The 14,195-nt window shown below is 42.0% G+C and carries 14 protein-coding genes; 12 read left to right on the top strand and 2 right to left on the bottom strand.

All coding sequences use genetic code 11. From position 1 onward, the window contains the following. Positions 1 to 7: 7 nt before the first annotated feature. The 4 genes from yidC to AC1XUE_RS03065 all read left to right on the top strand — a co-directional run bounded on the left by yidC (position 8) and on the right by AC1XUE_RS03065 (position 6,081). Complete coding sequence (gene yidC / locus AC1XUE_RS03080) at positions 8 to 1,834, top strand: membrane protein insertase YidC (protein WP_483354461.1); 1,827 nt, start codon at positions 8 to 10, stop codon at positions 1,832 to 1,834. Positions 1,835 to 1,995: 161 nt separating this feature from the next. Then, positions 1,996 to 3,669: an ABC transporter substrate-binding protein gene (locus AC1XUE_RS03075; protein WP_483354460.1), complete on the top strand. Its 1,674-nt coding sequence runs from the start codon at positions 1,996 to 1,998 to the stop codon at positions 3,667 to 3,669. A gap of 92 nt (positions 3,670 to 3,761) precedes the next feature. Then, a complete protein-coding gene (hemL, locus tag AC1XUE_RS03070) occupies positions 3,762 to 5,057 on the top strand; it encodes a glutamate-1-semialdehyde 2,1-aminomutase (RefSeq protein WP_483354459.1) in 1,296 nt (431 codons plus the stop codon). A gap of 1 nt (position 5,058) precedes the next feature. Beyond that, the gene (locus AC1XUE_RS03065) at positions 5,059 to 6,081 is read left to right on the top strand and encodes a glycosyltransferase family 2 protein (RefSeq protein ID WP_483354458.1); all 1,023 of its coding nucleotides are present in this window, start codon (positions 5,059 to 5,061) and stop codon (positions 6,079 to 6,081) included. A gap of 90 nt (positions 6,082 to 6,171) precedes the next feature. Here the strand turns inward: AC1XUE_RS03065 and AC1XUE_RS03060 are convergent, their stop codons facing one another. After that, on the bottom strand, positions 6,172 to 6,951 hold the full coding sequence (locus tag AC1XUE_RS03060) for a class I SAM-dependent methyltransferase (protein WP_483354457.1): 780 nt from the start codon (positions 6,949 to 6,951) through the stop codon (positions 6,172 to 6,174). Between the two features lie 58 nt (positions 6,952 to 7,009). On the opposite strand from AC1XUE_RS03060, the gene AC1XUE_RS03055 reads away from it, so the two are divergent. After that, positions 7,010 to 7,384, top strand: coding sequence for a hypothetical protein (locus AC1XUE_RS03055; protein WP_483354456.1), 375 nt, complete (start codon positions 7,010 to 7,012; stop codon positions 7,382 to 7,384). A gap of 41 nt (positions 7,385 to 7,425) precedes the next feature. Here AC1XUE_RS03055 and AC1XUE_RS03050 read toward each other — a convergent pair whose 3' ends face one another. Beyond that, positions 7,426 to 7,650 carry a hypothetical protein gene (locus tag AC1XUE_RS03050; RefSeq protein WP_483356022.1) on the bottom strand — a complete coding sequence of 75 codons (225 nt, stop codon included), beginning with the start codon at positions 7,648 to 7,650 and terminating at the stop codon, positions 7,426 to 7,428. A 156-nt stretch (positions 7,651 to 7,806) separates the two neighbouring features. Between AC1XUE_RS03050 and hisS the strand changes: the two genes are divergently transcribed. The 7 genes from hisS (at position 7,807) to AC1XUE_RS03015 (ending at position 14,109) form a co-directional block, all read left to right on the top strand. After that, entirely contained in the window at positions 7,807 to 9,165 is a 1,359-nt protein-coding gene (hisS, locus tag AC1XUE_RS03045; RefSeq protein WP_483354455.1) for a histidine--tRNA ligase, read from the top strand. 73 nt (positions 9,166 to 9,238) lie between these two features. Further along, entirely contained in the window at positions 9,239 to 10,099 is an 861-nt protein-coding gene (gene hisG, locus AC1XUE_RS03040) for an ATP phosphoribosyltransferase (RefSeq protein WP_483354454.1), read from the top strand. Positions 10,100 to 10,158: 59 nt separating this feature from the next. Then, positions 10,159 to 11,427, top strand: a complete 1,269-nt coding sequence (hisD, locus tag AC1XUE_RS03035) for a histidinol dehydrogenase (RefSeq protein WP_483354453.1) — start codon at positions 10,159 to 10,161, stop codon at positions 11,425 to 11,427. Positions 11,428 to 11,493: 66 nt separating this feature from the next. Continuing rightward, positions 11,494 to 11,922: an antitoxin Xre/MbcA/ParS toxin-binding domain-containing protein gene (locus tag AC1XUE_RS03030; RefSeq protein ID WP_483354452.1), complete on the top strand. Its 429-nt coding sequence runs from the start codon at positions 11,494 to 11,496 to the stop codon at positions 11,920 to 11,922. Positions 11,923 to 11,959: 37 nt separating this feature from the next. Next, a complete protein-coding gene (locus AC1XUE_RS03025) occupies positions 11,960 to 12,412 on the top strand; it encodes an RES family NAD+ phosphorylase (RefSeq protein ID WP_483354451.1) in 453 nt (150 codons plus the stop codon). Positions 12,413 to 12,460: 48 nt separating this feature from the next. Then, complete coding sequence (hisC, locus tag AC1XUE_RS03020) at positions 12,461 to 13,534, top strand: histidinol-phosphate transaminase (protein ID WP_483354450.1); 1,074 nt, start codon at positions 12,461 to 12,463, stop codon at positions 13,532 to 13,534. Between the two features lie 44 nt (positions 13,535 to 13,578). Further along, positions 13,579 to 14,109, top strand: coding sequence for a hypothetical protein (locus AC1XUE_RS03015; protein ID WP_483354449.1), 531 nt, complete (start codon positions 13,579 to 13,581; stop codon positions 14,107 to 14,109). Positions 14,110 to 14,195 lie beyond the last annotated feature (86 nt).

Here is a 14,195-nt window from a genome sequence, read left to right as displayed (position 1 = left end):
GTTTAGAATGGATAAAAATTTTATAATCGGCTTAGTACTTATCATGCTAATGCTGATAGGTTACCAGATGCTGGTTCCAAAACCTGTGGAGCCGACGCCTGTAACTCAGGTAAAAAACAATACCCCCCAATCTTCGGTAATCAGTGCAGCCAGTGCCGACACTGCAGTTGTACAACTTACTGGTGCTGATTCTGGTGCAGTTGCGCCGGTCACTCCAAAAGACATTGTTTTTGAAACAGAAGATGCTCGTATCGTTTTCACCAGTAAAGGTGGAATTATGAAAGAGGTCATGTTGAAAAAATATAAAACATTTGATCAGAAGCCACTTTATCTGATCGCCGAAAACCATAACAAATTTCAGATAGATCTCCCTACTCCAACAGGAGATGTGAGACTTACGGATCTGAATTTTACGACTGAAGCAGAAGGTAAAAAACTTGCTGCTAACGATTCAGCTGTAGTTACCTATCGTGCAACTTTACCAAACAATCAGTTTGTAGAGCAAACCTATGTTGTTCGCGGTAGCGGTTATCTGATAGGGTATGGCATTAAATCGAATGGTGCGGCCCAGGCTAACAAGTTTGTCCAGTTCGACTGGAAGAATGATCTGTTGCAGTTAGAAAACGACATGCATAAGAACCGTGAAGTGGTTACCATCAACTACTATACAGACGAGCTTCAGAGCCTTGCAACTAGCCCTACAGCTGCAGAACAGGCTCAGACTGCGGATCCTGTCAAATGGTTCACCATTAAGCATAAGTACTTCCTGGCAGGTTTGATCGCTAACAAACATCCGATGTCAAACGTATCTTTGAAAGCAGATGTTAATCCGTCTGATTCTGTGGTAGTAAAAACGATGAGTGTTGTGGCTGGTATACCTCTTTCAGCAGTTCAGAGCGGTGAGGCAAATTATCAGTTTTACCTGGGACCAAATGAATACCATGTTGTAGATAAAGTACAGGCTGAGAACTTTGACCAGAATGTGTATCTGGGTTATGCTTTCCTTAAGCCTATTAATAAGTTCATCCTTGTACCTCTTTTCAACTTCCTGGAGAAATTTATTTCCAACTATGGTTTGTTGATCATATGCCTTGTATTGTTTGTTAAAACACTTTTGATGCCACTCACTTACAAATCGTATATGAGTATGGCCAAAATGAAAATGCTTGCACCCGAATTGGAAGAGATTCGTCAGAAAAATCCTGACGATATGGCGAAGCAGCAGCAGGATCAGATGCAATTGTATCAGCAGGTTGGTGTAAGTCCCCTAAGCGGGTGTATTCCGGTGCTGGCAACGATGCCTATATTGTTCTCCTTGTTCTTCCTGTTTCCAAACCTGATTGAGCTGAGACAAGAGCACTTCCTGTGGTCGAATGACTTGTCTACTTATGATTCGTTCTTCAAATTGCCATTCACTATTCCTTTCGGAATTGGTAATCATATCAGTTTGTTTACGATTATGATGACGGCTTCGAGTATCGGTTACGCCTATTATAATAACCAGATCACGCCCACACAGCCAGGTCCTGTGAACATGAAGATGTTGAGCTACATCATGCCCTTGATGTTTATGTTCATTCTGAATTCATTTCCGGCAGGTTTGACGTTCTACTACTTTGTTTCAAACATAGTTACGATCGGACAACAGCTTTTGATCAAGAAGTTTGTTAATGAAGATAAAATCCGAGCCATTCTGGATGAAAACCGTAGAAAGAATGCATCCGGAGAGAAAAAGCAGACCAAGTTCCAGAAGTATCTGGAAAAATCTTTGCAAGCAGCAGAGGAAGCTAAAAGAAAACAGGCTGAACTTGAAAAGCGCGCTAAAAAGAAATAACTTAGTTGATAATTTTTCCTGCGGGCAATGTTTCTACAACGAAACATTGCCCGTTCTTTTTTCGGTATGATCAGTTTTTGTAATTTTCCGTTCTAACTCGTAATGCATAAAGGCTAATGAAATTAAGGATTTTTTTAATATTGATATTATCATTCTGTTATATGGGAGGGTTACTCGCACAGAGAAACTCACAGGCAGATACTAAATACAAAGCGGCTTTAAGCGACTATGCACAGCAACGCTACGGGGCTGCTCTGGAAAAGCTGTCACCATTAACGATTGCTAACCCGGATGCTTCCTATGCAGCTATTGCCCCTTATGCGCACTATTACTATGCACTGTCGGCTTTTCAGTTGAAGCGTTATCGTGAAAGTAAGCAGATGTTACTTCAGCAGGTGAGCAGATACCCGGGATGGCCCAAAATTGCGGATTCCTATTATCTGCTTGGGGCAATTAGTTTTGAAAATAACCAGATCAAAGAAGCGATGTCGTATCTGGAAAAGGTAAAAGATTCTTCGCTGGGAAAAGATGTACAGTCATTGAAACAATACCATTTCAATAAAATCAATGATGTAGCTAAATTACGTGATATTCAGAAGCTCTATCCTTCAGACAGAGAAGTGGCGGTAGTATTAGTACAATTCATAGAATCATCTCCCAGATCGTCAAAAACAGATTTACAGTATGCTGCGCAGCTGGAAAAGGATTTCAAGATAAGCCGCAAAGAGAAAGCGATTGTAGCTGATACTCCCAAGAATACGATTCAGAAGAGTGAAAACCAATGGAAAAAAACAGGATTTGATGTTTCAGTATTGCTGCCATTTCGCCTGGATGAATTCAGCGCTTCCAAACGCAGGTCCAATCAGTTCGCTTATGACTATTACCTGGGTTTGACACTGGCAAAGGAAAAGCTGCATTCTGAAGGAATCGAAGTGAACTTATGGGCCTATGATATCAGCAATGACCCAAAGCCAATGCAAGGTGTGGTAGCTAATTCTACCTTCCGTCAATCGGACCTTGTGATTGGCCCGCTTTACACAGGAACTTTTGATGTTACCGCACAAGCGACTTCGGATTCAGATATCCTGATGCTTAATCCCCTTTCAACCGATGCGACTTTACTTAATGCCGGATCAAACGTGTACTTGGGACATCCCGCTATTCCATATCAGATTCAGAAGGGTGCTCAGTGGATGAAAACAATAGCTCCTGGTTTATCCGTAGCCATTTACTACGGTAGCAGTTCAAAGGATTCTGCTATGGCGTTTTCTTATGCTGATGAATGGAAATCAAAAGGGGGCAAGGTGATTGAAATGCTAAAAATCCGTCCCGAAAGAGAATGGCTGGAATCGAAAATGGGTACTTTTGAAGTAACCAAACCTGCCCATATTGCATTGTTTTCAACCGATATGAGCACTGGTGCAATCGTGATTGATGTGCTAAATGGGCGTAAATTATTGACAACACCAATATTGGCAACTTCAACAAGTTTCAATCTGCAGCAATCGAGAGTAGCCAAATACGGCTCACGCCTGTATCTGATTGAGACGGACTATGTAGATAGGGATAAAGAAGGCATCAGGGAATTTCAAAAAACATACTGGAACGCTACCAACACCTTTCCCTCCGTTTATTCTTACCAGGGATACGACCAGCTTTTATTTTTTGGCAGAATGCTGAATCAGTATAAAAGTGGCGTGAAAAAAGGGATTCAAATGAAAAAGCATACCGACGATTATCTGCTTTCGGGCTTTGATTATACGAAATCCAATGATAATCAGGTGACTCCGGTTTTAAAGTACAATGGTGGAGGAAAATGGATTCCGGTAAATTGAAGAAGAAATGTCAAAAAAATAAGTAATTACAATACATGTTTGCAATCAGATACTTTTTTCTTGTATCATGGCAGCTATAGAATCAGTATAAAATGAACAGAGAAACAAGTAAGAATCTTTTCGAAAGAGCTCAAAAATTTATTCCGGGTGGTGTTAACTCACCTGTACGTGCATTCAGAGCTGTGGGTGGTTCACCCGTGTTTATCAAGTCTGCAAAAGGTCCTTATGTATATGATGAGGATGGGAACGAATATATAGAGCTGATCAACTCATGGGGACCGATGATTTTGGGTCATGCACATGAGTTGATTCAGAAAGCAGTTTCTGACGCCGTACAAGGATCATTTTCTTTTGGTGCGCCTACGCGCAGAGAAGTTGAAATCGCTGAGTTAATTACCAGTATGATGCCTTCCATTGAAAAGGTGAGGATGGTTAATTCCGGAACGGAAGCAACCATGTCTGCCATCAGAGTAGCCCGTGGATTTACAGGTCGTGACAAAATCATCAAATTTGAAGGCTGTTATCATGGGCATGGAGATAGCTTTCTGATTGCTGCAGGAAGCGGTGCCATTACGCACGGAGCACCGGATAGTCCAGGTGTTACCAAAGGTGTGGCAAATGACACGTTAACGGCTGCCTATAATGATTTGAATGCTGTTCAGCAGTTGGTAGATGCCAACAAAGGAAATGTGGCAGCACTGATTCTGGAGCCTGTTGTAGGCAACATGGGATGTGTATTACCTGAACCGGGTTTTCTGGAAGGTTTGAGACGCATTTGTGACGAAGAAGGTATCGTTCTGATTTTTGATGAAGTAATGACGGGCTTCCGTTTATCAAAAGGGGGGGCGCAGGAGCGTTTCGGCATTACGCCGGACCTGACTACCATGGGCAAGATTATCGGAGGCGGAATGCCGGTAGGTGCATATGGAGGTAAAGCTGAAATTATGAATTGGGTATCACCGCTAGGTCCTGTTTATCAGGCTGGTACACTATCTGGCAACCCTATAGCCATGGCGGCTGGTCTTGCGATGCTTACCTATTTGAATGAGCATCCTGAAGTATATACAACACTGGAAGCGTCGGGTGAGAAATTAACAAATGGGTTTAAGAATTCCATTGCGAAACTGGGCCTGGATTACACGGTGAATCATATCGGTTCCATGTACACACTGTTTTTTACAGGACAAACTGTGACTGACTTTCCATCTGCCAAATCTTCTGATCTTGTAGCATTCGGGAAATATTTTCATTCCATGCTTGATCAGGGTATTTACCTGGGGCCTTCTCAATTTGAAAGTATGTTCTTGTCTACCGCATTAGAAGATCAACATATTGACAAGATCATTGCAGCCAATGAAGTAGCGCTTAAAGCCTCTTTAAATAATTAACATGCAATTGGCAGAGCGAAAATATTCCGTAATTATTCCGGTTTATAACCGTCCTGATGAACTCAATGAGTTGCTTCAATGCCTCTCTGTTCAAACCTATCGCAACTTCGAGGTGATTATCGTTGAGGATGGTTCTCAAATAGTGGCAGAGGATGTAGTCAATTCTTTCAAAACCAATTTAGATATTCACTACTTCTTTAAAGTAAATGGAGGACAGGGATTTGCCAGGAATTACGGTTTTGAAAGAGCTTCAGGAGATTATTTTATTCTGCTTGATTCAGATGCGCTGATAGAGCCCGATTATCTTGCTGTGGTGACGCAACGGCTGAATGCAGATTTTATAGATTTGTACGGTGGTCCGGATACGGATCACCCATCTTTTACTCCTATACAAAAGGCAATCAGCTACTCAATGACATCGCTTTTTACAACCGGTGGAATCAGGGGCAAGAAAAATAACATGGGTGGAACGTTCCACCCGAGAAGTTTCAATATGGGTCTTTCCCGTGAAGTCTGGGAGCGAACAGGAGGTTTTTTGACCAGTCGGATGGGGGAGGATATTCTTTTCAGTATAGCAGCAATACGTCTGGGCTTCAGGTCTGCACTCATTCCGGAAGCATTTATATATCATAAGCGACGTACCCAATTCGGACAGTTTTATAAGCAACTGAAATTTTTTGGCAGAGCCCGAATCAATATTGCCCGTTTTTACCCGGATGAATTAAAGCTGGTTCATACATTTCCGTTGCTGTTCACATTAGGAGTGTGTAGCATACCATTTTGGTATATCACCTATAAACCATTCTTTTTATTGGGAATTATCGGGTTGGTTACCTATGTGCTGCTTCTATTTATAGATGCCCTGAAAAGCACCGGCAGTGTACATGTAGCTTTCCTTAGCATCGCTGCGGCTTTTGTACAGCTTTTTGGCTATGGAATAGGGTTTATGCAGGAAGGCTGGAAACGGATTTGGGAGAAGAAATCGCACCGTGAAACGGGAGCGGCGATTGAGTATCCTTCTTAGAAAATGGAGAATTAGGAGTGAAGAGTGAAAAGTTAAGAATGAAGAGTTGGCTTTAGCTTGTTTTAACTCCTCATTCTTAATTTATAATGCTTAATTATTGACTTTCTGGCAGAAGTAGACAATTTCCTCACCTGGTAAAGCATATCGTTTCACCTCATCTTTCGAAAGCTCATCCATTACAAAACGGTCTTCAATCACTTTAAATCCGCCTTTTTCCAGCTCTCGTCCGTAGTCTCTTCCGAACAATCTCAAATGGTCATTCTGAAGAAAATGCTTTTCTCTTTCCTTCGGATCCGTGATCGTTGGATCTTCATAAGTATGTTCAAATTTCATATCTTGCGGAGATTGTATCAGTGCCCACCCACCCGGCTTCAAAACACGATGTAATTCGCTCATCGCCAGTACGTAGTCATCAACATGCTCCATCACGTGGTTACAAAATGCTACGTCGAATGTGTTTTCATCAAATGGAATTTGATGGATATCCATTTTGATCTTGGCCAGAGGGGATTCAATATCAGCTGTGATATAATCCAGGTTTGGCATATTGTCAAAACGTTCAATAAAGCAGTATTCAGGAGCTACATGTAATACTTTTAAATTGGCGGTAAAAAAGTTGGTTTTACGCTTCAGATAAAGGCCCATCAGGCGATGCCTTTCCAGAGACAAACAGCCAGGGCAGAGTGCATTTTCGCGACTGCTTGTGTTTCTGCCGTAGGGGAGAAATTTGCGATACTGACTGTTGCATACAGGGCATTCAACCTTGTTTCCGATATATAGCAGACTCAACAACCGGGCAGCCCAATGTCCTACCAATTGCAGATAGGGACGGGGAATATATCTTAAAACTAAACTTATGATGGCTTTCATTAAACCAATTTGATTAAAAATTAATAATTTTAGGATCGTTAATAGGAAAACAAAGTACATGATTCCATCGATAGACCCAAAACCGCCTGGCAAGAAGCTGATCAAACGTATGTCAACAAGGACTAAATGGATGATACTTGCACCATTTGGATTGTTGCTTTTCAGTTTCGGTCTTACAGTTCTCAGCGAAGCTGCTCATCAGCGTCGTACTGGTGAGCCTACACAGGTATGGGTTCTGCTTGGATTGTATAGTCTTGTTTTGATCAATGGCGGTCTCGTACTCTTTGGAGAGGCGTTACGTTTTCGGATATTGCTTGATGTTCGTCGCGAGACCCGTCGTAGTATGCGTCAGTTGCTCCGTAAGGTAAATTCTAAGACAGCCCGCAAATTACTCCCAGATAAGAAAACAAAAAGCCCTACCAAAAGAGATTGACAGGGACTTGTTTGATAACATTGTATCGGAAAGGCTTGTGACTATTGCTTATTTGCTTCAAACTGAGCTTTAATTGCCTCAACATCAACGTTCCGTACTTCTGGCTTGCGCAAAAGGTTCTTAATTGTAGCGGTACGATTGTTAGCTACTGCTTTATTTCTGCGACCTTTACGTTTTAATTCCGTAACTCCCATTTTAAAATTATTGTTTTGTGAAAGAGCCGCAAAATTAGCGATTTGTGTGTAAATAATGAAGATAATAATCATAAATATTGCACAAGCTCTTCTAACTTTACGGTTTTAAACGTTTCCCGAACGATTTGCACGTCTTTCGTGTGTTAATTTCAGGATATGCGACTTATTTAGCATTACTGAACTGAAGGAAGGGAAGCCAACCAGTGTTTTTTGATCTAATAATTATCAATGAGTAAACCATCACTTGCCCGTGGAACCCGCGACTTCAGTCCGGAACAGATGGCAAAGCGCAATTTTATTTTTGAAACCATTCGGCGCTCTTTTCAACGTTATGGCTTTTTGCCTTTGGAAACCCCCGCATTTGAGAATCTGTCTGTGTTGATGGGTAAATATGGAGAAGAAGGTGATCAGTTACTTTTTAAAATCCTTAATTCAGGTGATTTTACCAGCAAGCTTGCAGATAAGGATTATACAGAGGGTTACAAGCCATTGACTTCGAAAATTTCGGAAAAGGGATTGCGCTATGACCTGACAGTGCCGTTTGCCAGGTATGTGGTGATGAATCGCGGGACGCTGGCTATGCCATTTAAACGTTATCAGATTCAGCCCGTATGGCGCGCCGACAGACCGCAAAGGGGACGTTACCGCGAGTTTTACCAGTGCGATGCCGATGTAGTGGGTACTGATTCGCTACTTTGTGAAGCTGAGATTGTCAATATGCTTCATGATATTTTACCAGCTCTGGGAATTACAGATTTTACTGTCAAAATCAATAATCGCAAAGTACTAACCGGAATTGCTGACGTAATAGGAGCGACAGGAATGGAAGGTCCGCTTTGTGTTGCTATTGATAAATTGGATAAAATAGGTCAGGAAAAAGTGGAAGAGGAATTGGCTGAACGTGGCTTTTCTACTGAAAGTATTCAGTTACTGAATCCGATTTTTTCTCTTTCTGCTACAGACAATCCTTTCGAAGGACTTAAACAGTGGTTGAGCAATTCGGAAGTGGGGTTAAAAGGAATTGCCGAACTGGAGGAGGTTTGGAAAATGGTTTCTTTGCTCGGAATAGAAAATCCCAAAATTCAGTTTGACGTAACGCTGGCACGTGGACTATCTTATTACACAGGTGCTATATTTGAGGTTAAGGCCAACAATGTGCAGATCGGAAGTATATCCGGCGGTGGACGGTATGATAACCTTACAGGAACTTTCGGAGTACCAGGAATATCGGGCGTTGGTATATCGCTGGGTGTAGATCGCATCTATGATGTCATGGAGGAGCTGAATCTCTTCCCGGACAGCCAGGCGACCAGTACGAAACTGATGATCTCTAATTTTGATCAGCAAGCATTTGAATATGGGCTGACAATCTTGCCAAGACTCAGACAAGCAGGAGTTAATGCTGAAATGTATCCTGATTCTGTAAAGCTTAAAAAGCAGTTGGATTACGCAGACAGGAAAAGTATTCCATTTGTTATTTTGATAGGATCCGATGAGATACAGTCGGGTAAGCTTACATTAAAAAATATGAAAACGGGTGAACAGCAGAAGTTAGAAATTGAGGAGATTGTGTCTGCGCTCGGATAATTTCGGAATTGAAGAAAATATAAAAATCTATACTTAATAGCAGGGGTAGGTAATGCCGGAACCTGAAATGAACATGAACGATATTTTAAGAATTGCAATACAGAAATCAGGAAGATTGAGTGAGGATTCACTGAAACTGATTAAAGAATGTGGGATCCGTTTCGACAATGGTGGCGGCAAATTAAAAACTGCTGCAACTAATTTCCCGGCAGAAATCCTTTTTTTACGGGACGATGATATACCTGGCTATGTTGAAGATGGTGTTGCACATTTAGGTATTGTAGGCGAAAATGTATCAGAGGAGTCAGACAGAGATGTGGACACCGTTCATAAGTTGGGCTTTTCAAAATGCCGCCTGTCTATTGGTGTCCTCAGAGAACAGGATTACCAAGGGGTGCAGGATCTGGAAGGAAAAAGTATTGCCACAACATATCCGAGGTTGCTGGATAAATACCTCAAAGAAAATAATGTTACAGCCCAGATTCACGAAATCAGTGGTTCTGTTGAGATAGCGCCGAGTATTGGTTTGGCTGATGCTGTATGTGATATCGTTAGCTCAGGAAGTACTTTACTAAGTAATGGTCTGAAAGAGGTAGAAACTATTTTCCGGTCAGAAGCGGTGATGATCGCAAGCAAACACCTCTCGCCGGGTCAGCAGGAGTTGCTTGATCAGTTGCTGTTCCGTATCAAATCTGTGCAGGTTGCCAAAAATAACAAGTATATTTTGTTAAACTGCCCAACTACGTCTGTGGACGAAATTATCAAATACCTTCCCGGTATGCGTTCTCCGACCATTTTGCCTTTGGCAACTGAAGGCTGGTGCTCGTTGCATTCTGTAATTAATGAAAATGAATTCTGGGAAAATATTGAGAAAATCAGACAGGCTGGTGCAGAAGGTATCCTGGTGATCCCAATCGAAAAGATGATTCTTTAAATGGCTGATGGTTGGCAGCAATCAGCTGTCGGCCGGACAACGAATATTATATCCGGTTTATGAATATTATTGCATTTCCTGACAGGTCCGAATGGGCTTCACTGCTGGCGAGGCCTGTACAGGATTCGAGTGTTATAGAACAGAAAGTTTTGCCCATTCTGGAACAGGTCAGGAAGCAGGGTGATAAAGGGTTGCGAGAGCTTGCCCTCAGGTTCGACAATACCGAGCTTTCTGACCTGGCTTTTGATCAGAAAGAGATAGATCAGGCAGCGGGTTTGCTCGACGACGAATTGAAGTCAGCAATCAGGCAAGCCTATCATAATATTTACACGTTTCATAAAGCTCAGGTACAACAACCTGAGAAGATTGAAACCATGCCAGGGGTAACCTGCTGGCGCAAAAGTGTTGGTATAGAAAAGGTTGGAATTTATATTCCGGGCGGAACCGCACCTTTATTCAGTACGGTTCTGATGCTGGGAATACCTGCTCAACTGGCAGGATGTAAGGAGATTGTCCTGTGTACGCCTTCCAATCATCCGGCTATTTTATATGCAGCTCAGTTAGTAGGTGTAACTAGGGCTTTCCGCATTGGCGGAGCGCAGGCGATCGCAGCTATGGCCTACGGAACTGAAAGTGTACCTAAAGTATACAAAATATTTGGTCCGGGTAACCAATATGTAACTTCTGCAAAAATGCTGGTTAGCAAAGAAGGTGTTGCGATTGATATGCCTGCGGGACCTTCAGAAGTGGCAGTGTATGCCGATGATTCTGCTGTTCCGGCGTTTGTAGCTGCTGATTTACTTTCACAAGCGGAGCATGGAGCTGACAGTCAGGTGTTACTGGTTTCGACCAGCAAAAAATTCCTTTCTTCGGTAAATCTGACTTTGTCTTCACAACTGGATAAACTTCCCCGTAAGGAACTTGCTGCACAGTCGATCGCCAATAGTAAGGCTATTCTGGTAGGTTCGCAAGAGGAAGCGCTAGATATGCTTAATGAATACGCGGCGGAACATTTGATATTGAGTATAGAAAATGCAGAAGCCGTGTCCGAGAAGGTCATTAATGCAGGCTCTATCTTTCTTGGAAATTATACGCCGGAATCCTGTGGTGACTATGCGTCAGGAACCAATCATACATTACCCACTAATGGTTATGCCAGGGCATACAGCGGCGTTTCTGTAGATAGTTTTGTTAAAAAAATCACTGTTCAGCATATTACTGAGCAAGGAATTAAAGCCATTGGCCCTACTGTTGAAGCTATGGCGGAAGCTGAATCGCTTGATGCGCATAAACGTGCAGTTCACATTCGTTTGCAAAGTTTGTTATAAAAAATAGGTTCCTGGAAAAATGTCGTATATTTGAGGACATATTTCCAGGAATTAAATTCAGAGAATATGACAGCGATAATGGTGAACGAGCGGTTAGGAGGTTACGGAGTTCTGAAACATACCGTAAAAGATAATTTTGATCTGGCATTCCTTGCCGAAAACGGAGTTCCCAAAGCCGCAATTCAGCATCTGGCTGATTCAGCGGGTTTGGATGTAAAAGAGTTGATCGCGCTTTTACCTGTAACACCGCGTAATTTACTTCGTTATGAAGATACCGATTTGCTCAGCAATGTAGTTTCAGATCATCTGATAGCCCTGGCTGATGTAATGTCGGTAGGAACAAGGGTTTTAGGAAAAGAGTATCTGCTGGAATGGCTCAATAGCAGAATTATTGCTTTAAGCAACGAGAAACCACTTCACTTTTTACGAACGCACGCAGGAATAGAATTGGTCAAGACGGAGTTAGGGCGTATTGAGCATGGTATATTCGCCTGATCTATTTTCAACTTAAATCCTGACCAGATTATCGTTCATGGAATTATTCAGAATTACAAGGTCGGAATACCAGAAGGATCTGAGTGGGATGGGAGCTTACTATTATGGGGGGCGTTGGAACTCTCCACGCAACGCCATGATATATACCTGTTCAAGAAGGTCACTGGCAATGCTGGAAGTACTTGTACATTGGCAAAAGCCAACACCACCTCCTGACTATGTAGTTGTGGTACTATATGTTCCGGATTCATTAAAGTATACCCAAGGAATAGAAGTTCCCGGGAATTGGCAGATGGAGCCGCAATGGACAAGAGAAACAGGTGATAAATGGATCAGTGAAAAAAGATCATTGTTACTTCAGGTTCCTTCAGTCGTAGTAAAAAACGAATCCAATTACCTTATTAATCCTGCTCACCCGGATGCCAATGAGGTAAAAGTGATTGATATAGAGCCTTTTCAGTTCGATAGCCGGCTTTTCAGAGCTGGGTAATCAATTTAAATAACATAACCCTTTCAGCTAGGAAGGATTACAGAATCGATGAATACTTCTTTTGATTTAAATAAGATATTACGGCCGCACATTCTCAATTTGGCTCCCTATTCATCGGCACGAGATGAATATACGGGACATGTAGGGATTTTTTTGGATGCTAATGAGAATCCTTACGGATCGGTAACTACACAGGATTTTAACAGGTATCCGGATCCATACCAGTCCGAGATCAAGAGGAAGCTGGCACCCATTAAAAATATTGATATACAACAGATTTTTCTTGGTAATGGAAGTGATGAGCCGATAGATTTACTGATCAGAGCTACCTGCACACCCGGAAAAGACAGCGTGATGATTATGCCGCCCACTTATGGCATGTATGAAGTAAGTGCTTCGATTCACGATGTGCATATCGATAAGGTTTCATTAACTGATGATTATCAGATTGACGTGCAGGCTGTACTGACAGCGATTACACCCGCTACTAAAATAATCTGGATTTGTTCTCCGAATAATCCGACAGGAAATGTAGTAGGTGATGAAGCCATTGAAGTCATACTGAAAAGCTTTACCGGTTTGGTCGTAGTAGATGAAGCTTACATTGATTTTACAGACAAACCATCGTGGATACCCCGGCTTGCAGACTACCCGAATCTGGTGGTATTGCAGACCTTCTCAAAATCATGGGGACTGGCTGGCTTACGTGCCGGTATGTGCTTTGCTTCCCCGGAGCTGACACGTATCCTGAACAAGATAAAATCTCCTTATAATATCAGTCAACCTGCACAGGCTGCGTTATTGGCCGGACTGGATTCCGCGGAGAAAATGCAGGAGATGGTGAAAGAAATTCTGGAAGAAAGAGCTTCTTTACGTACCATGCTGGAAAAATTATCGTTGGTGAATAGAGTATTCCCTTCTGATGCTAACTTTCTTCTGGTGCAGTTTGAGGATGCGCGTTCTGTGATGGATTATTTGCTGAAAGAAACGATCATTGTGCGTGATCGTTCACGAGTACATCTTTGTGAGGGATGTTTGCGTATAACTGTAGGAACAAAAGAAGAAAATGAAGCATTGATAGGTTCTTTGCAGGTATACGAGCAAAAAAATATACATGCTTAATTAACTGAAAAACACTTTTTAAATACACAACAAACACAAATACAATGAAGAAACTGGCACTAACCGTAATCTGTACGCTCTGCTTTGGCTTCGCTCAGGCGCAATATGATAATTGGGCAGTAGGATTTAAGCTGGGTGAGCCTACGGGAATTAACATACGTAAATACTTTAACAATATCAATGCCTTTGATATCACTATAGGAACTTATGGCGGTATTATAGCCAATGATCGTGATTACAGGCGAGGCAGGTACAAGAATACGGGATTGTCGGTACAAGCACATTATCTGTGGCATACACCATTGTTCAACTCCGAAGCAGTACACGTTTACTATGGACTGGGAGCACAATTCAATAGCAGGAATTACTATCCTGATAACAAACAAAATTTGCCATCACCTGGAGATAAGGAGAGGCCCATTTCGTTAGGAGCTTCAGCTCTGGGCGGTTTTGAATACTTCATTCCTGATAACAGAATATCGGTATTTCTGGAAGGCGGTCTTTATTCGGAGCTACTTCCACGACCATTTTATCTGAGTCCTAATATTTCAGGAGGAGTAAGATTTAACTTATAGTAAAGCTTATCCTATCATAAGTAAATTACAAAAGAGCAGGCGGGAGCCTGCTCTTTTGCGTAAATTAGCCCTGTAAAAACAATTTA

The organism is Dyadobacter sp. HNCC25DJ187, assembly GCF_056895255.1.
This window is presented reverse-complemented; position numbering and strand designations above follow the sequence as displayed.

What these genes read in the sequence shown, in the direction of transcription:
- yidC (WP_483354461.1), top strand. Translation starts at nt 8, where the DNA reads ATGGATAAAAATTTTATAATCGGCTTAGTACTTATCATGCTAATGCTG.
- AC1XUE_RS03075 (WP_483354460.1), top strand. Translation starts at nt 1,996, where the DNA reads ATGGGAGGGTTACTCGCACAGAGAAACTCACAGGCAGATACTAAATAC.
- hemL (WP_483354459.1), top strand. Translation starts at nt 3,762, where the DNA reads ATGAACAGAGAAACAAGTAAGAATCTTTTCGAAAGAGCTCAAAAATTT.
- AC1XUE_RS03065 (WP_483354458.1), top strand. Translation starts at nt 5,059, where the DNA reads ATGCAATTGGCAGAGCGAAAATATTCCGTAATTATTCCGGTTTATAAC.
- AC1XUE_RS03060 (WP_483354457.1), bottom strand. Translation starts at nt 6,951, where the DNA reads ATGAAAGCCATCATAAGTTTAGTTTTAAGATATATTCCCCGTCCCTAT.
- AC1XUE_RS03055 (WP_483354456.1), top strand. Translation starts at nt 7,010, where the DNA reads ATGATTCCATCGATAGACCCAAAACCGCCTGGCAAGAAGCTGATCAAA.
- AC1XUE_RS03050 (WP_483356022.1), bottom strand. Translation starts at nt 7,650, where the DNA reads ATGATTATTATCTTCATTATTTACACACAAATCGCTAATTTTGCGGCT.
- hisS (WP_483354455.1), top strand. Translation starts at nt 7,807, where the DNA reads ATGAGTAAACCATCACTTGCCCGTGGAACCCGCGACTTCAGTCCGGAA.
- hisG (WP_483354454.1), top strand. Translation starts at nt 9,239, where the DNA reads ATGAACGATATTTTAAGAATTGCAATACAGAAATCAGGAAGATTGAGT.
- hisD (WP_483354453.1), top strand. Translation starts at nt 10,159, where the DNA reads ATGAATATTATTGCATTTCCTGACAGGTCCGAATGGGCTTCACTGCTG.
- AC1XUE_RS03030 (WP_483354452.1), top strand. Translation starts at nt 11,494, where the DNA reads ATGACAGCGATAATGGTGAACGAGCGGTTAGGAGGTTACGGAGTTCTG.
- AC1XUE_RS03025 (WP_483354451.1), top strand. Translation starts at nt 11,960, where the DNA reads ATGGAATTATTCAGAATTACAAGGTCGGAATACCAGAAGGATCTGAGT.
- hisC (WP_483354450.1), top strand. Translation starts at nt 12,461, where the DNA reads ATGAATACTTCTTTTGATTTAAATAAGATATTACGGCCGCACATTCTC.
- AC1XUE_RS03015 (WP_483354449.1), top strand. Translation starts at nt 13,579, where the DNA reads ATGAAGAAACTGGCACTAACCGTAATCTGTACGCTCTGCTTTGGCTTC.